General features: G+C 71.3%; 16 protein-coding genes, 5 tRNA genes and 1 pseudogene. 17 read left to right on the top strand and 5 right to left on the bottom strand.

Annotated features, from left to right (window positions below; genetic code table 11):
* The first annotated feature begins 217 nt into the window (after positions 1–217).
* The 6 genes from NOD94_RS14735 (at position 218) to NOD94_RS14710 (ending at position 1526) form a co-directional block, all read left to right on the top strand.
* Positions 218–946: an HAD family hydrolase gene (locus tag NOD94_RS14735; RefSeq protein WP_281206347.1), complete on the top strand. Its 729-nt coding sequence runs from the start codon at positions 218–220 to the stop codon at positions 944–946.
* 85 nt (positions 947–1031) lie between these two features.
* Positions 1032–1103: transfer RNA gene (locus NOD94_RS14730), tRNA-Gln, on the top strand.
* 26 nt (positions 1104–1129) lie between these two features.
* Positions 1130–1202: transfer RNA gene (locus NOD94_RS14725), tRNA-Glu, on the top strand.
* A gap of 64 nt (positions 1203–1266) precedes the next feature.
* A tRNA-Glu gene (locus NOD94_RS14720) sits at positions 1267–1339 on the top strand.
* Positions 1340–1366: 27 nt separating this feature from the next.
* Positions 1367–1438 (top strand) — tRNA-Gln (locus NOD94_RS14715).
* 15 nt (positions 1439–1453) lie between these two features.
* Positions 1454–1526, top strand: a tRNA-Glu gene (locus NOD94_RS14710).
* 183 nt (positions 1527–1709) lie between these two features.
* Here NOD94_RS14710 and ndgR read toward each other — a convergent pair.
* A complete protein-coding gene (gene ndgR, locus NOD94_RS14705; protein ID WP_007266782.1) occupies positions 1710–2426 on the bottom strand; it encodes an IclR family transcriptional regulator NdgR in 717 nt (238 codons plus the stop codon).
* A 184-nt stretch (positions 2427–2610) separates the two neighbouring features.
* Between ndgR and leuC the strand changes: the two genes are divergently transcribed.
* The 4 genes from leuC to NOD94_RS14685 all read left to right on the top strand — a co-directional run bounded on the left by leuC (position 2611) and on the right by NOD94_RS14685 (position 5840).
* On the top strand, positions 2611–4044 hold the full coding sequence (leuC, locus tag NOD94_RS14700; protein ID WP_281206346.1) for a 3-isopropylmalate dehydratase large subunit: 1434 nt from the start codon (positions 2611–2613) through the stop codon (positions 4042–4044).
* A gap of 3 nt (positions 4045–4047) precedes the next feature.
* The gene (gene leuD, locus NOD94_RS14695) at positions 4048–4641 is read left to right on the top strand and encodes a 3-isopropylmalate dehydratase small subunit (protein WP_281206345.1); all 594 of its coding nucleotides are present in this window, start codon (positions 4048–4050) and stop codon (positions 4639–4641) included.
* Positions 4642–4778: 137 nt separating this feature from the next.
* The gene (locus NOD94_RS14690) at positions 4779–5006 is read left to right on the top strand and encodes a hypothetical protein (protein WP_267011999.1); all 228 of its coding nucleotides are present in this window, start codon (positions 4779–4781) and stop codon (positions 5004–5006) included.
* A gap of 144 nt (positions 5007–5150) precedes the next feature.
* On the top strand, positions 5151–5840 hold the full coding sequence (locus NOD94_RS14685; RefSeq protein ID WP_281206344.1) for an HU family DNA-binding protein: 690 nt from the start codon (positions 5151–5153) through the stop codon (positions 5838–5840).
* A gap of 323 nt (positions 5841–6163) precedes the next feature.
* On the opposite strand, the pseudogene cofC reads toward NOD94_RS14685, so the two are convergent.
* Positions 6164–6814 (bottom strand): annotated as a pseudogene (gene cofC, locus NOD94_RS14680) (2-phospho-L-lactate guanylyltransferase); the annotation flags it as partial.
* A gap of 189 nt (positions 6815–7003) precedes the next feature.
* Here cofC and NOD94_RS14675 point away from each other — a divergent pair.
* From NOD94_RS14675 to NOD94_RS14665, 3 genes are read left to right on the top strand one after another with little or no spacing between them, the layout of a single operon-like run.
* Positions 7004–7756, top strand: coding sequence for a lysophospholipid acyltransferase family protein (locus NOD94_RS14675; RefSeq protein ID WP_281206343.1), 753 nt, complete (start codon positions 7004–7006; stop codon positions 7754–7756).
* The gene (locus tag NOD94_RS14670; RefSeq protein WP_281206342.1) at positions 7753–8763 is read left to right on the top strand and encodes an NAD(P)H-dependent glycerol-3-phosphate dehydrogenase; all 1011 of its coding nucleotides are present in this window, start codon (positions 7753–7755) and stop codon (positions 8761–8763) included. Before NOD94_RS14675 ends, NOD94_RS14670 begins: the two co-directional genes overlap by 4 nt.
* A 39-nt stretch (positions 8764–8802) precedes the next feature.
* Positions 8803–9960: a D-alanine--D-alanine ligase family protein gene (locus tag NOD94_RS14665; protein WP_281206341.1), complete on the top strand. Its 1158-nt coding sequence runs from the start codon at positions 8803–8805 to the stop codon at positions 9958–9960.
* A gap of 115 nt (positions 9961–10075) precedes the next feature.
* On the opposite strand, the gene NOD94_RS14660 is transcribed toward NOD94_RS14665, so the two are convergent.
* Both NOD94_RS14660 and NOD94_RS14655 read right to left on the bottom strand, forming a co-directional pair.
* Complete coding sequence (locus NOD94_RS14660) at positions 10076–10570, bottom strand: DUF3515 domain-containing protein (protein WP_281206354.1); 495 nt, start codon at positions 10568–10570, stop codon at positions 10076–10078.
* A 23-nt stretch (positions 10571–10593) separates the two neighbouring features.
* Positions 10594–10827, bottom strand: coding sequence for an Lrp/AsnC ligand binding domain-containing protein (locus tag NOD94_RS14655; protein ID WP_281206340.1), 234 nt, complete (start codon positions 10825–10827; stop codon positions 10594–10596).
* Positions 10828–11099: 272 nt separating this feature from the next.
* On the opposite strand from NOD94_RS14655, the gene NOD94_RS14650 reads away from it, so the two are divergent.
* A complete protein-coding gene (locus NOD94_RS14650) occupies positions 11100–12083 on the top strand; it encodes a thiamine-phosphate kinase (protein ID WP_281206339.1) in 984 nt (327 codons plus the stop codon).
* Complete coding sequence (gene thiD, locus NOD94_RS14645; RefSeq protein ID WP_281206338.1) at positions 12080–12898, top strand: bifunctional hydroxymethylpyrimidine kinase/phosphomethylpyrimidine kinase; 819 nt, start codon at positions 12080–12082, stop codon at positions 12896–12898. The genes NOD94_RS14650 and thiD overlap by 4 nt, the downstream gene beginning before the upstream one ends.
* 134 nt (positions 12899–13032) lie before the next feature.
* On the opposite strand, the gene rpmB is transcribed toward thiD, so the two are convergent.
* The gene (gene rpmB / locus NOD94_RS14640; RefSeq protein ID WP_073911113.1) at positions 13033–13218 is read right to left on the bottom strand and encodes a 50S ribosomal protein L28; all 186 of its coding nucleotides are present in this window, start codon (positions 13216–13218) and stop codon (positions 13033–13035) included.
* Between the two features lie 242 nt (positions 13219–13460).
* On the opposite strand from rpmB, the gene NOD94_RS14635 reads away from it, so the two are divergent.
* Complete coding sequence (locus NOD94_RS14635) at positions 13461–15185, top strand: DAK2 domain-containing protein (protein WP_281206337.1); 1725 nt, start codon at positions 13461–13463, stop codon at positions 15183–15185.
* Between the two features lie 26 nt (positions 15186–15211).
* Entirely contained in the window at positions 15212–17413 is a 2202-nt protein-coding gene (gene recG, locus NOD94_RS14630) for an ATP-dependent DNA helicase RecG (RefSeq protein ID WP_281206336.1), read from the top strand.
* Positions 17414–17441: the final 28 nt, after the last annotated feature.

Genomic DNA, 17441 nt, shown 5'->3' with positions numbered 1-17441 from the left:
TGCCGCTGCGCGGGACCGTTCCCCGACCCGCCCTTTCTCCGTTTCCCGGGCTCCGCCCGGACCCGAGGGCCCGGGGGGGCCGCCCCCCCCCCCCCCCCCGGGGGGCGCCCCCCCCCCCCCCCCCCCCCCCCCCCCCCACGGCGTTCCCGCGAACTCGCGGTGACGAGGTTCTCCTTCACCGCCCCGTCGGCGACCGCCCCGGCGTAGGCTCGGCCGCATGCCGATCCGCGCCGTGCTGTGGGACATCGATGACACCTTGTTCGACTACACCGGTGCCGACACCGCCGGATTCGGACACCACCTCGTCGAGGAGGGCCTGGGGGAGCGCTACGGGTCCCCCGCCGAGGCCCTCGCCCTGTGGCGGCGCCTCACCGAACGCCACTGGGCGCGCTTCGCGGCGGGCGAGGTGACCTTCCCGGGACAGCGCCAGGACCGCGTCCGGGACTTCCTCGGGGAGCCCGCGCTGACCGCCGGGCAGGCCGACGCCTGGTTCGACCGCTACGTGCTCCACTACCAGGCCGCCTGGGCCCTCTTCCCCGACGTCCTGCCCGTACTGGACACCCTGGCCGGCGCCTACCGGCACGGTGTCCTCACCAACTCCTCCGTCGCCAACCAGGACCCCAAGCTGCGCCGGCTCGGTCTGCGCGAACGCTTCGAAGTGCTGGTCTGCGCCGCCGAGCTCGGCGTCAGCAAGCCCGAGGCGGCCGCCTTCCTCAGCGCCTGCGAGGCCCTCGGCCTGCCGCCCGGGGAGGTGGCGTACGTGGGCGACCAGCCCGAGATCGACGCCCGGGGAGCCCGCGACGCGGGCCTCACGGCCGTCTGGCTCGACCGCGACGGCGAACGCGGGCCGGCGCCCGACGGCGTCCACCGCATCACGGGCCTCGACCTCCTGCCGGGGGTGCTGGCCGGGGATACCCGTTTTGGAGCACGGTCAGCCATCCGGTAATGTTCTTTCTGCGCCGCCCGAGCGGGCCGAAAGGCCGGAGGGAAGCGCTAACCGAACGAAAGCCCTCAAGGGGCTTGAGTTTTGGTGGGCTATAGTGTAATTGGCAACACGAGGGTTTCTGGTTCCCTTATTCTAGGTTCGAGTCCTGGTAGCCCAGCGCAGTACAGAAGTAACGCAGTGCTTGCCCCCGTTGTGTAGCGGCCTAGCACGCCGCCCTCTCAAGGCGGTAGCGCCGGTTCGAATCCGGTCGGGGGTACAGATCCTTCCCGCAAGATCTTCATTTGGGTAGCTCCCGGACGTCTTGATGCAGGATCGCTAGGGCCCCCGTTGTGTAGCGGCCTAGCACGCCGCCCTCTCAAGGCGGTAGCGCCGGTTCGAATCCGGTCGGGGGTACTACGTCTAGCAAGGTCTAGACCACTATGGGCTATAGTGTAATTGGCAACACGAGGGTTTCTGGTTCCCTTATTCTAGGTTCGAGTCCTGGTAGCCCAGCGCAACACCAAACAGGCCCCCGTTGTGTAGCGGCCTAGCACGCCGCCCTCTCAAGGCGGTAGCGCCGGTTCGAATCCGGTCGGGGGTACGCATGGAAGAGGCCCTCCGCGATCATCGCGGAGGGCCTCTTCGCTGTTCCCGGCGGGTCGTGCGGACTTGCGCGCCGCGGACTGCGGGCCGGTGGACAAGAGCGGGCCCGGAGGCGCGAGTCAGGACGTGTGCGGCGTCGTACGCGCCCCCGGACCCGGGGGTGTGTGAAGAGGTGGGCAGGTCAGCCGGATCGGCGCAGGGCCTCCGTCAGTCGGGCGGCCGCGTCGATGACGGCCTGGGCGTGCATGCGCCCCGGGTGTCGGGTCAGGCGCTCGATCGGGCCGGAGACCGACACGGAGGCCACCACGCGGTTCGACGGCCCGCGCACCGGCGCGGAGACGGAGGCCACGCCGGGCTCCCGCTCGCCGATCGACTGCGCCCAGCCGCGGCGCCGTACGCCCGACAGGGCCGTGGCCGTGAAGCGCGCGCCCTGGAGGCCGCGGTGGAGCCGCTCGGGCTCCTCCCACGCCATCAGGATCTGCGCGGCCGAGCCCGCCTTCATGGGCAGGGTGGAGCCCACCGGGACGGTGTCCCGCAGGCCCGAGAGCCGTTCCGCCGCTGCCACGCAGATGCGCATGTCGCCCTGACGACGGTAGAGCTGCGCGCTCTCGCCCGTCACGTCACGGAGGTGCGTGAGCACCGGTCCGGCCGTGGCCAGCAGACGGTCCTCGCCGGCCGCGGCGGCAAGTTCTGCCAGCCGCGGACCGAGGATGAACCGGCCCTGCATGTCCCTCGCCACCATTCGGTGGTGTTCCAGTGCCACGGCAAGGCGATGTGCCGTGGGTCGTGCGAGCCCTGTCGCCGCGACCAGCCCGGCGAGGGTGGCCGGACCGGACTCCAGTGCGCTCAATACCAGAGCTGCCTTGTCGAGAACGCCGACGCCGCTAGAGTTGTCCATGAAACGATATTCACGTCTCACACTGTGAAACGCAAGTTCAATTTTTCCAAGAACAAGCGAGTCTGTATGTGCGGGTCCACGAACCACTGGGTCCGAGCCGTCGATCCGCGCGGGGGGTGCGGGCGATCAGGCGCACCAGATCTCTATGAAGCGCCGGCACAACCGGCCGGCCGGAGGGAAAGCGATGGGTAGGACACTCGCGGAGAAGGTCTGGGACGATCACGTCGTCCGGCGCGCCGAAGGCGAGCCCGACCTCCTCTTCATCGATCTGCACCTGCTGCACGAGGTGACCAGCCCGCAGGCCTTCGAGGGTCTGCGCCAGGCCGGCCGCAAGGTCCGACGCCTCGACCTCACCATCGCGACCGAGGACCACAACACCCCCACCCTCGACATCGACAAGCCGATCGCGGACCCGGTCTCCCGCGCCCAGCTGGAGACGCTGCGCAAGAACTGCGCCGAGTTCGGCGTGCGCCTGCACTCGCTGGGTGACGTCGAGCAGGGTGTCGTCCACGTCGTGGGCCCCCAGCTCGGGCTGACCCAGCCGGGCACCACCGTCGTCTGCGGCGACTCGCACACCTCCACGCACGGCGCCTTCGGCGCACTGGCCTTCGGCATCGGCACCAGCCAGGTCGAGCACGTACTGGCCACCCAGACGCTGCCCCTGGCCCGCCCGAAGACGATGGCGATCACCGTCACCGGCGCCCTGGCCGATGGCGTCACCGCCAAGGACCTCATCCTGGCGATCATCGCCAAGATCGGTACCGGTGGCGGCCAGGGCTACATCCTGGAGTACCGCGGCGAGGCCATCGAGAACCTCTCGATGGAAGCCCGCATGACCATCTGCAACATGTCGATCGAGGCCGGCGCGCGCGCGGGCATGATCGCCCCCGACCGGACCACGTTCGACTACCTCCAGGGCCGCGACCACGCCCCCGAGGGAGCGGACTGGGACGCTGCCGTCGAGTACTGGCGGACGCTGCGCACCGACGACGACGCCGTCTTCGACGCCGAGGTCGTCATCGACGGCACGACGCTGGCCCCGTTCGTCACCTGGGGCACCAACCCGGGCCAGGGCGCGCCGCTGTCGTCGAACGTCCCCGACCCGGCTTCGTACGAGGACGCTTCGGAGCGGCACGCCGCCGAAAAGGCCCTGGAGTACATGGGGTTGACCGCCGGCCAGCCGCTGCGGGACATCAAGGTCGACACCGTCTTCGTAGGTTCCTGCACCAACGGCCGCATCGAGGACCTGCGGGCGGTCGCCGGGATCGTCGAGGGCCGCAAAGTCGCCGACGGCGTACGGATGCTGGTCGTCCCGGGCTCGGTGCGCGTCGCGCTCCAGGCGGTGGAGGAGGGCCTGGACAAGGTCTTCAAGGAGGCCGGCGCCGAATGGCGGCACGCGGGCTGCTCGATGTGTCTGGGCATGAACCCCGACCAGTTGGCCCCCGGTGAGCGCTCCGCGTCCACCTCCAACCGCAACTTCGAGGGCCGGCAGGGCAAGGGCGGACGTACCCACCTGGTCTCCCCGCAGGTGGCCGCCGCCACCGCGGTACTGGGCCACCTGGCCTCGCCCGCCGACCTGTCCGCCAACTCGGCCAACCCCGCGCCCTCCGGAGTCTGAACCATGGAAGCCTTCACCACCCACACCGGCCGGGCCGTCCCGCTGCGGCGCAGCAACGTCGACACCGACCAGATCATCCCGGCCCACTGGCTGAAGAAGATCACCCGCGACGGCTTCGAGGACGGGCTCTTCGAGGCCTGGCGCAAGGACCCGGAGTTCGTCACGAACCGTCCGGAGCGCGCCGGCGCGACCGTGCTGATCGCGGGCCCCGACTTCGGAACGGGCTCCTCGCGCGAGCACGCCGTCTGGGCCCTGCAGAACTTCGGCTTCAAGACGGTCATCTCCGCCCGCTTCGCCGACATCTTCCGCGGCAACTCGCTGAAGAACGGTCTGCTGACCGTCGTTCTGCCGCAGGAGACCGTCGAGCGGCTGTGGGAGCTGACCGAGGCCGACCCCACCGCGGAGGTGACCGTCGACCTGGTGGACCGCAAGGTCCGAGCGGCGGGCGTCGAGGCGGAGTTCGAACTCGACGACAACGCCCGCTGGCGTCTCCTGGAGGGGCTGGACGACATCTCGCTCACCCTTCAGAACGAAGGGGACATCGACACTTACGAAAGCACCCGCCCGGCGTTCAAGCCGCGCACGATTCGGGCGTGATTCCAGCCTGATCAGCGCTTATTCACCCCCGGGTGATCACATCGACAACACTGTGCCCCTCGCCTTCCGGCGGGGGGCACAGCTGTATGTTGAGGCCCCGTGAGGCGACAACTCGCCCCAGATGGCACAATCTGTGCATGGAACGCGACAGTCAACTGGAGCTCTACGAACTCGTCGCCGACCGACTGAAAGAAGCACACACAAGGGTGCGCACACTGCAAGTCCCGGAGGGCGTAAGGATGGCGCTGTCCCGGAAGCTGTTGGTCGCCACTGCCACGGCGAAGCACGATCTCGCCGACGCGGCAAGGCGCCTGGACAGGTTGATGAAGGACCTCGACGAGGGTCGATTCCCTGAAGGCGACTGATGCGAAGGAACTCCGTAACGGTCTGCATCGTTGCGGCACTAGGGTGATTAGCCCGTTTCGTGTTTGATTTGCGGTATATATCCGCCTAACGTGCGAAATAAGCTTGAACACATTCGTTCTGGCGAAGTCTCCGAAGGGGAAGACGTGAACAAGGCGCAGCTCGTAGAAGCGATTGCCGACAAGGTTGGCGGCCGCCAGCAGGCCGCCGACGCTGTCGACGCGGTACTCGACGCGATCGTCCGCGCAGTCGTCGCGGGCGACCGGGTCTCGGTCACGGGCTTCGGCTCGTTCGAGAAGGTCGACCGGCCCGCCCGCTACGCCCGCAACCCGCAGACGGGTGAGCGCGTCCGGGTCAAGAAGACCTCTGTTCCCCGCTTCCGCGCGGGCCAGGGCTTCAAGGACCTGGTCAGCGGCACCAAGAAGCTGCCCAAGGGCGGCGAGGTGTCCGTGAAGAAGGCGCCCAAGGGCAGCCTGAGCGGCGGCGCGTCGGCGACCGTCAAGAAGGCCGTGGCCAAGAAGGCCACCACCGCGAAGAAGGCGGCGGCGAAGACCGCGGTCGCGAAGAAGACCGCGCCCGCGGCGGCCAAGAAGACGACCGCCACCGCCAAGAGGGCCACCGCCACGGCGAAGAAGGCCACGCCCACGGCGAAGAAGGCCACGGCGACCGCGAAGAAGGCGGCCGTGAAGTCCACGACGGCGGCGGCGAAGAAGACCACCGCCAAGAAGACCGCTCCCGCGGCCAAGAAGGCCACCGCGAAGACCACGGCGCCCGCCACCAAGAAGGCGACCGCCCGCAAGACCACCGCGAAGAAGACCACCGCTCGCAAGAAGTAGGGCACGAGTCACACACGCCGGGCCGGTTTCCCTCACCTGGGGAAGCCGGCCCGCGGTGCTTTCCCCGCAGGTGAGAAGTGGTGGGGCGGCGGTTGGGGCGGCGGTTGGCGGTGGCGTCAGAAGGTTTGCAGGGTGATCAGCGTGATGTGCAGGGCCGTGCCCTCGCCGTCCGTCTCGATCCGCACCCGCTGTCCGGGGCGCAGCAGTCGCAGACCGCCCGCGTCGAAGGCCGGGGCCCCGAAGGGCACCGGGGTGCCGTCGTCCAGCAGCACGCTGCCGCTGCGGGTCTGGGAGTCGTACGTGTACGCGGTCGCCTGCATACGCGCACTGTATCGGGCCGTGTGGCGGCCCACACCGAGGGTGAGGGCCGTGCGCAGATCGGCGGCGGTGTCCACGTCCCGGCGCACGCTCTCGACGCCCAGCAGGGCGATTTCCACGGCGCCCGACGCCGAATGCCGGGCCCGGGACGGCCCCCCGAACGAGGGTGCCAATTCCACGTCCGGAGCAGCGGAAAGCAGAGTCGTCCCGATTCCCGCCGCATCGGCCAGGAATGCCCGGGGAAATACCGAAGCGTTATCGAGCACGCGTAGCAATTCCGGCGGCCGCAAAGCGGGCAGATCGGCGTTCAGCGCGGCCACCCGGGCCCCGGGACGTCCCCTGCGCACCGCCCCCGCACCGTGCGCGAGGGCCGCGTTGAGGCCGGCGCCCGGTACGTCGCGGAGGATCCGCGCACCCAACCTGGCCAGTTCCGCACCGGCCAGGGAGTCGTCCGTGACGACCACCACATCCGCCACCGCCGCGCAGGCCAGGGCCCCCGCGACGGTGTCCTGCGCGAACGCCAGCGCCAGTCCCGGACGGGACGTGCCGACGGCCGCCGCGAGCCGGCTCTTGGCCAGCGCCAAGGGCTTGAGCGGAACCACCAGACTCCACACGGCGTTCGTGGCGGACTCCTTCCCTCCGGTGCATTTCCGCACCCGCCAGGGCCATCGGCAGGTCATGGCCTGGTCATCAGTCGGCCCATTGTCGCCCCGGACCGGCCACTGGGGGGCCCGGTGGTGCGGGCGGGGCGTACGGTGTCCTCGACAGAGACCGGACCTGGGGCGAGACTTGTCCGGCCGATGAGGTGCCCAAGCCGCGCACCGGTCCTAGAGGAAGGTGTCCGAGTGTCCCGCCGCAGAATCGGCTTCTGGTACCGCCTGGCGGCGGTCATCGCGAAACCGCCGCTGGTAGTGCTCTTCAAGCGGGACTGGCGGGGAATGGAGCACATTCCGGCCGACGGTGGATTTATCACCGCCGTCAATCACAACTCGTATCTGGACCCGCTGTCCTACGCGCACTTCCAGTACAACACCGGCCGGGTGCCCCGATTGCTCGCCAAGGCCGGACTCTTCAAGGTGCCTTTCGTCGGCATGATCCTCCGCGGCTCCGGCCAGATCCCCGTCTACCGGGAGACCACGAACGCCCTGGACGCATTCCGGGCCGCCGTGGACGCCATCGAACGGGGCGAATGCGTCGCCTTTTACCCGGAGGGCACCCTCACCCGGGATCCCGAGATGTGGCCGATGGCCGGCAAGACCGGCGCCGCCAGGGTGGCGCTGATCACCAGGGCGCCCGTCATTCCGGTGGCCCAATGGGGCGCGAACCTCGCGATGCCGCCCTATGCCAAGGAGAACAAGCTCAGCCTGTTCCCCCGCAAGACCCTCCAGGTCCTCGCCGGACCGCCCGTGGACCTCTCGGCCTTCTACGACCTGGAACCCACGCCGGACGTCCTCAAGGGCGCCACGGAGGCCATCATGGCCGACATCACCAAGCTCCTGGAGGAGCTGCGCGGCGAGAACGCCCCCGCGCAGCCCTACGACCACCGCAAGGCCAGGGCGCAGCAGCGGCGCAACGCCGCGGGGGAGGGCAACAAGTGACACGTCCCGTGAAGGTGGCCGTCTTCGGAACCGGCTCGTGGGGAACGGCCTTCGGCATGGTGCTCGCGGACGCCGGCTGCGAGGTGACCCTCTGGGGCCGCCGGCAGGAGCTGGCCGACGCCATCAACAACGGCCGGACCAACCCCGACTACTTCCCCGGCGTGGAACTGCCCGCGAACATGCGGGCCACCACCGACGCGGCAGAGGCCGCGAGCGGCGCCGACTTCGCGGTCCTGGCGATCCCCTCGCAGACCCTGCGCGGCAACCTCGCCGCCTGGGCCCCGCTGCTGCCCGCCGACGCCGTCCTCGTCTCCCTGATGAAGGGCATCGAACTCGGCACGGCGAAGCGGATGAGCGAGGTCATCGAAGAGGTGGCCAAGGTCCCCTCCGAGCGGGTCGCCGTCGTCACCGGCCCCAACCTGGCCCGCGAGATCGTCGCCCGGCAGCCCGCGGCCTCGGTCGTCGCCTGTGTGGACGAGGCCGTGGCCCAGCGCCTCCAGGCCGCTTGCCACACCCCGTACTTCCGCCCGTACACGAGCACCGACGTCATCGGCTGCGAGCTCGGCGGCGCCGTCAAGAACGTCATCGGCCTCGCCGTCGGCATCGCGGACGGCATGGGCCTGGGCGACAACACCAAGGGCTCGCTCATCACCCGCGGACTCGCCGAAGCCACCCGCCTGGGCCTGGCCATGGGCGCCGACCCGCTCACCTTCTCCGGCCTCGCCGGCCTCGGCGACCTCGTCGCGACCTGCTCCTCGCCGCTCTCCCGGAACCACACCTTCGGCACCAACCTGGGCCGCGGGATGACCCTGGAGGAGACCATCGCGGTCACCAAGCAGACCGCCGAGGGGGTCAAGTCCTGCCAGTCCGTGGCGGATCTGGCCAACCGGTACGGAGTGGACATGCCGATCACCGACACCGTGGTCGACATCGTCCACCACGGCAAGCCCACGCTGGTCGCGCTGAAGGAACTCATGGGGCGCAGCGCCAAACCGGAACGGCGCTGACTCCTTTCCGGACGTTCGAGCGGGTACCCTCGTGGCGATATGAGCAGCGAGAACCTCCCCCAGACCCCTGAGCAGCAGGGCCGCAAGCCCCGCGTGGCCGTCGTGTTCGGCGGCCGCAGCTCGGAACACGCCATCTCGGTCGTCACGGCCGGCGCCGTCCTGCGTTCCATCGACCGTTCCAAGTACGAGGTGCTGCCCATCGGCATCACCACGGACGGCCGGTGGGCGCTGACCGCCGACGAGCCCGAGCGCATGGCCATCGCGGACCGCGAGCTGCCCAGCGTGGAGACGCTCGCCGACTCCGCCGACGGCAGCGTCGTGCTCTCCGTCGACCCCGCCAGCCGCGAGGTCGTCTACACCGAGCCGGGCGCCGTTCCCAAGGCCCTGGGCGAGGTCGACGTCGTCTTCCCCGTCCTGCACGGCCCGTACGGCGAGGACGGCACCCTGCAGGGCCTCCTGGAGCTGTCCGGGATCCCGTACGTCGGCTCGGGCGTCCTCGCCTCGGCCGTCGGCCAGGACAAGGACTACATGAAGCGGGTCTTCACGTCCTTCGGGCTGAAGGTCGGCCCGTACGTGACCATCCGCCCCCGTGAGTGGGAGGCCGACCAGGACGCCGCCCGGGCGAAGGTCCTGGACTTCGCCGCCGAGCACGGTTGGCCGCTGTTCGTGAAGCCCGCCCGCGCGGGCTCCTCCATCGGCATCACCAAGGTCGACGACGCCACCGGACTCGACGCCGCGGTCCGCGAGGCCCGCCGGCACGACCCGAAGATCATCGTGGAGGCGCTGCTGCGCGGCCGCGAGATCGAGTGCGGGGTCCTGGAGTTCGAGGACGGCCCGCGCGCCAGCGCGCCCGCCGAGATCCCGCCGGTCTCCAGCCACGACTTCTACGACTTCGAGGCGAAGTACATCGACTCCGCCTCCGGGATCGTGCCCGCCCCGCTCACCCCGGAGCAGACCGCCGAGGTACAGCGCCTGGCGATCGAGGCGTTCGACGCCGCCTCCTGCGAGGGCCTGGTGCGCGCCGACTTCTTCCTCACGGAGGACGGCGAGTTCGTCATCAACGAGATCAACACGATGCCCGGCTTCACGCCGATCTCCATGTACCCGCGCATGTGGCAGGAGTCCGGCATCGAGTACCAGGAGCTGGTGGACCTGCTCATCCAGGCGGCGCTGCGCCGCTCCACCGGGCTGCGCTAGCAGGCGGCCCGGGGCCCGGACAGCCGACCGCCCGCCGCCGCGCTCATCGAGCGCGGCGGCGGGCGGCGGTGTGCGGGAGGACGGATCCCGTGGGGACGGATCCGGTGGGGGCGACTCAGTAGGACGAGATGCCGACGGGCACGGACTCGGCAACGGCGCCGGACAGCCCGACCAGCATCCCGGCATCCGTGGCATGCTCCTTGTCGACCAGGACCTCGGTGTAGGCCAGCCGTGACCCGGTGGTGAACCGGAACCCGCCGTCGTCCGTCTTCTCCAGCAGCCAGCCGACGCCGTTCACCTCGACGCCCTCCTGCTTCGGATCGGCCATCTTGGGGGGCTTGGGGATACCGCACCGCAGTACGATCGCCGAGCCGCCCCACGCGGCCGTCAGATCCGAGCGCGGTTCGGTGGTGGTCCGCGCCAGCCCGGCCACCTCTTCGGGGAGCTTCTCGTGCAGCGTCGCACAGAGCCCCGCGACATCGGTGGGCGGAGCGGGCGGCGGATCCACCCCGACCCGGGAATCCCCCGGGGCACAGCCCGCGAGGGCCAGCAGGGCCGCGGCGGCGGCGGGCAGGGCCAGCAGACGGAGCGGCCGGCGGTGCAGTGACATCACCGGCCCAGAGTAGACGGGGGCTACAGATGGACCACCGGGCAGGTCAAGGTGCGGGTGATGCCCTCCACCTGCTGGACCTTGGCCACCACCATGCGGCCGAGATCGTCGACGGTGTCGGCCTGGGCGCGCACGATCACGTCGTAGGGGCCCGTCACGTCCTCGGCCTGGATCACCCCCGCGATCTGGCTGATGGACTCGGCGACGAACGACGCCTTGCCCACCTCGGTCTGGATGAGGATGTACGCCTGTACCACGGAACCTCCAGGACGGCCACGAGGATCATTTCCCCTAACCTTCGGTTGGGCCCGGGGACAGCGGGCGGGCCCGGGGACGAAGGGACGCCACGGTACCGCGTCGCCGCGTGCCGCGGGGAGACCCTTCCTGCACGTGCCGTGGGGAGATCCGATGGACCCGGTGCCACGCACGGCGGGGCGTACGGAGAGCTGAAGTTGACGTATCTGTTGACGGTACCCAGAGCTGTGACGGCTCGCGACCGCAAGCGGACTTGCCAAGAAGGGGCACAGCGATGAAGGGCACTGTGGGCGAGCTGGGGGAGTTCGGGCTCATTCGGGAGCTCACCTCACGGCTCACCACCACCCCGGCGGTCCGGCTCGGACCGGGCGACGACGCCGCGGTCGTGTCGGCACCCGACCGTCGGGTCGTGGCGAGCACGGACATCCTGTTGGAGGGCCGGCACTTCCGGCGCGACTGGTCCACGGCCTACGACGTCGGCCGCAAGGCCGCCGCGCAGAACCTGGCCGACATCGCCGCCATGGGCGCGGTACCGACCGCGCTCCTGCTCGGTCTGGTCGTCCCGGCGGAACTGCCCGTCACCTGGCCCACCGAGCTGATGGACGGCATCCGCGACGAGTGCCAGGTCGCGGGCGCCGCCGTGGTCGGCGGCGACGTCGTACGCGGCGACACCATCACCGTCGCCATCACGGCCCTCGGCGACCTGCGCAACCACGAGCCCGTGCTGCGCTCCGGCGCCCGGCCCGGCGACGTCGTGGCCGTGACGGGCTGGCTCGGCTGGTCCGCGGCCGGGTTCGCCGTGCTCTCGCGCGGCTTCCGCTCCCCGCGGGCCTTCGTCGAAGCACACCGCAGGCCCGAACCGCCGTACCACGCGGGCCCCGCGGCCGCCGGACTCGGAGCCACCGCCATGACCGACGTCAGCGACGGACTGATCGCCGACCTCGGGCACATCGCCGAGGCCAGCAAGGTGCGCATCGACGTGCGGTCGGGGGCCGTGGACATCCCGACCCAGATGCACGACATCGGCCAGGCCGTCGGCGTGGACCCGCTCCAGTGGGTGCTCACCGGGGGAGAGGACCACGCCATCGTGGCGACGTTCCCGCCCGACGTGAAGCTGCCGGCCCGCTGGAAGGTCATCGGGGAGGTCCAGAACCGCTCCGCGCTGCCCCAGGTGACCGTGGACGGCGCCCCCTGGACCAGCACCGGCGGCTGGGACCACTTCGGCGCCGACCCGGCCGCCGAGGAGAACCTACGGTGAGCGGCGTCGTCCCGCCGCTGTGCCTGACCGTCGCCGGATCCGACTCCGGCGGCGGCGCCGGCATCCAGGCCGACCTCAAGGCGATGCTCGCGCTCGGTGTGCACGGCATGAGCGTCCTCACCGCCGTGACCGCCCAGAACTCCCTCGGCGTGCACGGGGCCTGGGAGCTGCCGCCCGAGGCGGTCACGGCCCAGTACCGGGCCGTCGTCGACGACATCGGGGTGGGGGCCGTCAAGACCGGGATGCTGGCCTCCGCCGTACTCGTCGAGACCGTGGCGGAACTGCTGGCCGGCACGGACGCCCCGGCCGTCGTGGACCCCGTGGGCGTCTCCAAGCACGGCGACGCCCTGCTCGCCGCCTCGGCGCTGGACGCCGTGCGCGGGGAGCTGCTGCCGCGGGCCACGGTGGCGACGCCGAACCTGGACGAGGTCACACAGCTCACCGGCATCGTCGTCGAGGACGAGGACGGCATGAGGCGGGCCGCCGACGCGATCCTCGGCCACGGGGCGCGATGGGCGCTCATCAAGGGCGGCCACCTCGCGGCGCACGGCGGCGAGGCCGTCGACCTGCTGACCGACGGGACCGAGGAACACTGGCTCAGGGCGCCGCGCCACGACAACCGGCACACGCACGGCACGGGCTGCACGCTCGCCAGCGCCGCCGCGGCCGGACTGGCCAAGGGACTGACCGTCCCCGAGGCGGTCACGGCGGCCAAGGCGTACGTCACCGGCGCCATAGCGGCCGGCTTCGCCCTCGGCGGCGGCATCGGCCCCGTCGACCACGCCTGGCAGTGGAAGGGCTCCGCCACGGGTTAGAACCCGGTTCCCGGTCCCCGGTTCAGGCCGGGGGCCGGCTCCGGAAGGTTCCGGGCAAGGCAAAAGGCCGGTTCACCTGGGTGAACCGGCCTTTCTGGCAACCGGAAAGGGCTGCGCGACGACGACGGAGGCCGTCAGCGCGAGACCTTGCCGGCCTTGATGCACGAGGTGCAGGCGTTGAGGCGCTTCGGCGTCCCATTGACCACGGCACGGACGCGCTGGATGTTCGGGTTCCAGCGACGCGAGGTGCGGCGGTGCGAGTGGGAGATGCTGTTGCCGAAGCTCGGCCCCTTGGCGCAAACGTCGCAGTTGGCAGCCACAGGTCACTCCAAAGACTTCAGATGCACTTACAGTGAAATCCGGCGCACCGGAATCAGAGATCTGAAGTGGCTTGCCGGACGAATGGCCCGACTCTCGACGGGCAACCTGAGCAGCATACAACGACTGCTTCGGTCCAAGAAAACTACCATGTGAGCCACCGGCCACGCCCCGGGGTCCAGGGCCGGCGGCCGCCCTTCGTTACCCTGCGGTGAACCATGGCCCGCACAAGGAGGAACGCCCGGTGGCGAACGAGCCCGGCCCGCACACCCTCGACGCCGAAGCGGTGCGCACCTGGAGCTCGCTGGCCCTGGCCGCACTGGGCCGGGCCCGCGAGGACATCGACGCGATCAACGTCTACCCCGTCGCCGACGCCGACACCGGAACCAACCTCTACCTGACCGCGGAGGCGGCCGACCGGGCGCTCACCGAGGCCTTCGAGAAGGCCGCCTCCGAGGTGACCGAAGGCACAACCGGGACCACCTCCCTGTCCGAGGCCGTAAGGGCCTACGCGCACGGCGCCCTCATAGGCGCCCGCGGCAACTCCGGCACGATCCTCGCCCAGCTGCTGCGCGGCGTGGCCGACGTCCTGGGAGCCGAGAACGCCGAGAACGCCGACAACGCCGACAACACCGAGAACGCCGAGCGCACCGGGGACGCCGCCGCCGACCGCGACCGCGCCTCCGGCCCGCTGCTGGCACGGGCCCTGACCCGGGCCGCGGAAGAGGCGTACCAGGCCGTCGCGCACCCCGTCGAGGGCACCATGCTCACCGTCGCGGGCGCGGCCGCCCGTGCCGGGGCGGCCGTGGGGGCGGCCGCGGCGACCGCCGCCGACGTCGCCGGGGCCGCCTACGACGGAGCCCGCGCGGCCCTCGCCGAAACCCCGGGGCAGCTCGCCGCGCTGAGCCGGGCCGGGGTCGTCGACGCCGGGGGGTGCGGGCTGGTCGCCGTACTCGGGGCCCTGTGGCAGGCGCTGTCCGGCGAGGCGCCCGCCGAGGAGCCGGTGCGCGGCCGGGCCGTGCCCGTACCGTCGACGCCGCAGCCCTGCGCCGAGGAACAGGGCGGTCCCGGCTACGAGGTGATCTACCTGCTGGAGGCGTCGGAGGAAGCCGTCGGCGAGCTGCGCGAGCGCCTCGACGGGCTCGGCGACTCCCTCGTGGTGGTCGGCGGCGACGGCCTGTGGAACGTCCACGTGCACGTCGACGACCCCGGAGCCGCCGTGGAGGCCGGCGTCGTCGCGGGTCGGCCCTACCGGATCCGCATCACGCACTTCGGCGACGAACGCCGCCGCGCCAAGGCCCCGCGCGCCCAGCGGGCCGTCGTCGCCGTGGTCCCGGGGGAGGGGCTGGCGGCCCTGTGCGGGGAGGCCGGCGCGACCACCGTCCTGGCCCGCCCCGGCGAGGCGCCCGCCGTCACCGAACTCGTCGACGCCGTCGCCCGGGCGCACGCCCGCGAGGTGATCCTGCTCGCCGGCTCCGTCGAACTGCGCGCCGCCGCGGGCGCCGCCGCCGAGCGGGCCCGCGCCGACGGGGTCCGGGTGGCCGTGATCCCCACCCGGTCAGCCGTCCAGGGCCTGGCCGCGCTCGCCGTGCACGATCCGGACGCCAGCTTCGACGAGGACGTCGTCGCCATGACGGCGGCCGCCGGCGCCACCCGGTACGCGGAACTCGCCGTCGCCGAGGCCCGGTCCTTCACCTCCGCCGGCATCTGCCAGGCCGGAGACGTGCTCGGACTCATCGACGGGGACGTCGCCGTCATCGGCTCGGGCCTGTCCGAAACGGCCGAGGCGGTGCTGGAGCGGATGCTCGGCTCCGGCGGCGAACTCGTCACGCTCGTCCTGGGACCCGAGGTCCCCGACACCCTGGCCGCGCACCTGGAGGCGTACGTCCAGCACGGACACCTGGCCGTCGACACCGTCACCTACCGGGGCGGACGCTGGTCGGCGCCCCTCCTCATCGGGGTGGAATAGCGGTCTTGTCGGCGCCATGGTGTGCAATGGAACACGTGCCCGCGCTCGACGAAGACCTCAAGAAGACCCTCGGCCCCGCCACCGCCAAGGTGCTGGCCGAGCAGCTCGGCCTGCACACGGCCCTGGACCTCCTGCACCACTACCCCCGGCGGTACGCCGAGCGCGGCGAGCTCACCTCGCTCGCCGAACTCGCCGACCAGATCGACGAGCACGTCACCGTCGTCGCCCAGGTCGCCGACGCCCGCCTGCTGACCTATCAGGGCAGCCGCGGCGGCGGGAAGCGCCTGGAGGTGACCATCACCGACGGCAGCGGCCGCCTCCAACTGGTCTTCTTCGGCGCGGGCGTCCACAAACCGCACAAGGAGCTGCTGCCCGGCAGCCGCGCCATGTTCGCGGGCAAGGTCTCGAAGTTCAACAACAAGCTCCAGCTGGCCCACCCCGCGTACGAACCCCTCGGCGCGGACGCCTCCGACCGGGACGCCGCCACCGCCTTCGCAGGCCGGCTCATCCCGATCTACCCGGCCTGCGCCAAGATGGAGTCCTGGAAGATCACCAAGTGTGTCGACGCCGTACTGCCCGGCATCGACGAGGTGGTGGACCCGCTCCCGCCCGCCCTGCGCGAGGGCCGCGGGCTGGTCCCGCTCACCGAGGCCCTCCTCAAGATCCACCGCCCCACCACCAAGGCCGACGTCGAGGACGCCCGCCAACGCCTCAAGTGGGACGAGGCCTTCGTCCTCCAGGTCGCCCTGGCCCGCCGCCGGCACGACGACTCCCAGCTCCCGGCCGTCCCGCGCCGCGCCGCCCCCGGCGGCCTCCTCGACTCCTTCGACGCCAAACTGCCCTTCACCCTCACCGAAGGCCAGCAGACCGTCTCGAAGGAGATCTTCGACGACCTCGCCACCAGCCACCCCATGCACCGGCTCCTCCAGGGCGAGGTCGGATCCGGCAAGACGATGGTCGCCCTGCGGGCCATGCTGGCCGTCGTCGACTCCGGCGGGCAGGCCGCGATGCTCGCGCCGACCGAGGTGCTCGCCCAACAGCACCACCGGTCCATCACCGAGATGATGGGCGAACTCGCCGAGGGCGGCCTGCTCGGCGGCTCCGACCGGGGCACCAAGGTGGTGCTGCTCACCGGGTCGATGGGCATGCCCGCCCGCCGGCAGGCCCTGCTCGACCTCGTCACCGGCGAGGCCGGCGTCGTCATCGGCACCCACGCCCTCATCGAGGACAAGGTCCGGTTCCACGACCTCGGCCTGGTCGTGGTCGACGAACAGCACCGCTTCGGCGTCGAGCAGCGCGACGCCCTGCGCTCGAAGGGCAAGCAGCCTCCGCACCTGCTCGTCATGACGGCCACCCCGATCCCGCGCACCGTGGCCATGACCGTCTTCGGCGACCTGGAGACGTCCGTACTGGACCAGCTGCCCGCCGGGCGTTCCCCGATCGCCACGCACGTGGTGCCCGCCAAGGACAAGCCGCACTTCCTCACCCGCGCCTGGGAGCGGGTCCGCGAGGAAGTGGAGAACGGCCACCAGGCGTACGTGGTCTGCCCCCGGATCGGCGACGGCGAGGACGAGCCCAAGAAGAAGAAGGCCGCCGAGGAGGACGGCGACAAGCGGCCCCCGCTCGCCGTCCTGGAGATCGCCGAACAACTGGTCAAGGGCCCCCTGTCCGGGCTGTCCGTCGAGGTGCTGCACGGTCGGATGGACCCCGCCGACAAGGACGACGTGATGCGCCGATTCGCCGCCGGCGAGGTCAAGGTGCTGGTCGCGACCACCGTCATCGAGGTCGGGGTGAACGTCCCCAACTCCACCGTCATGGTGATCATGGACGCGGACCGGTTCGGCGTCTCCCAACTCCACCAGCTGCGCGGCCGCGTCGGCCGGGGCTCCGCCCCCGGCCTGTGCCTGCTGGTCAGCGAGATGCACGAGGCCAGTCCCGCCCGCGCCCGGCTCGCCGCGGTCGCCGCCACCCTCGACGGGTTCGAACTGTCCCGCATCGACCTGGAACAGCGCCGCGAGGGCGACGTACTCGGTCAGGCCCAGTCGGGCGTGCGCTCCTCGCTGCGCATGCTCGCCGTCATCGAGGACGAGGAGGTCATCGCCCAGGCCCGGGAGGAGGCCACCCGCGTCGTCGCCGCCGACCCGGACCTGGAGGGCCTGCCGGGGCTGCGGACCGCGCTCGACGCCCTGCTGGACACCGAGCGCGAGCAGTACCTGGAGAAGGGCTGAGCGGTGGCTCCCGGGCGGCACGACCTAT

The organism is Streptomyces sp. Isolate_45, assembly GCF_024721315.2.
Classification (GTDB): domain Bacteria; phylum Actinomycetota; class Actinomycetes; order Streptomycetales; family Streptomycetaceae; genus Streptomyces.
This window is presented reverse-complemented; position numbering and strand designations above follow the sequence as displayed.

Bases quoted from the DNA above. Each gene is read 5' to 3' on its own strand.
- NOD94_RS14735 (WP_281206347.1), top strand. From the start codon at position 218: ATGCCGATCCGCGCCGTGCTGTGGGACATCGATGACACCTTGTTCGAC.
- ndgR (WP_007266782.1), bottom strand. From the start codon at position 2,426: ATGGACAACTCTAGCGGCGTCGGCGTTCTCGACAAGGCAGCTCTGGTA.
- leuC (WP_281206346.1), top strand. From the start codon at position 2,611: ATGGGTAGGACACTCGCGGAGAAGGTCTGGGACGATCACGTCGTCCGG.
- leuD (WP_281206345.1), top strand. From the start codon at position 4,048: ATGGAAGCCTTCACCACCCACACCGGCCGGGCCGTCCCGCTGCGGCGC.
- NOD94_RS14690 (WP_267011999.1), top strand. From the start codon at position 4,779: ATGGAACGCGACAGTCAACTGGAGCTCTACGAACTCGTCGCCGACCGA.
- NOD94_RS14665 (WP_281206341.1), top strand. From the start codon at position 8,803: ATGAGCAGCGAGAACCTCCCCCAGACCCCTGAGCAGCAGGGCCGCAAG.
- NOD94_RS14660 (WP_281206354.1), bottom strand. From the start codon at position 10,570: ATGTCACTGCACCGCCGGCCGCTCCGTCTGCTGGCCCTGCCCGCCGCC.
- NOD94_RS14650 (WP_281206339.1), top strand. From the start codon at position 11,100: ATGAAGGGCACTGTGGGCGAGCTGGGGGAGTTCGGGCTCATTCGGGAG.
- recG (WP_281206336.1), top strand. From the start codon at position 15,212: ATGGAACACGTGCCCGCGCTCGACGAAGACCTCAAGAAGACCCTCGGC.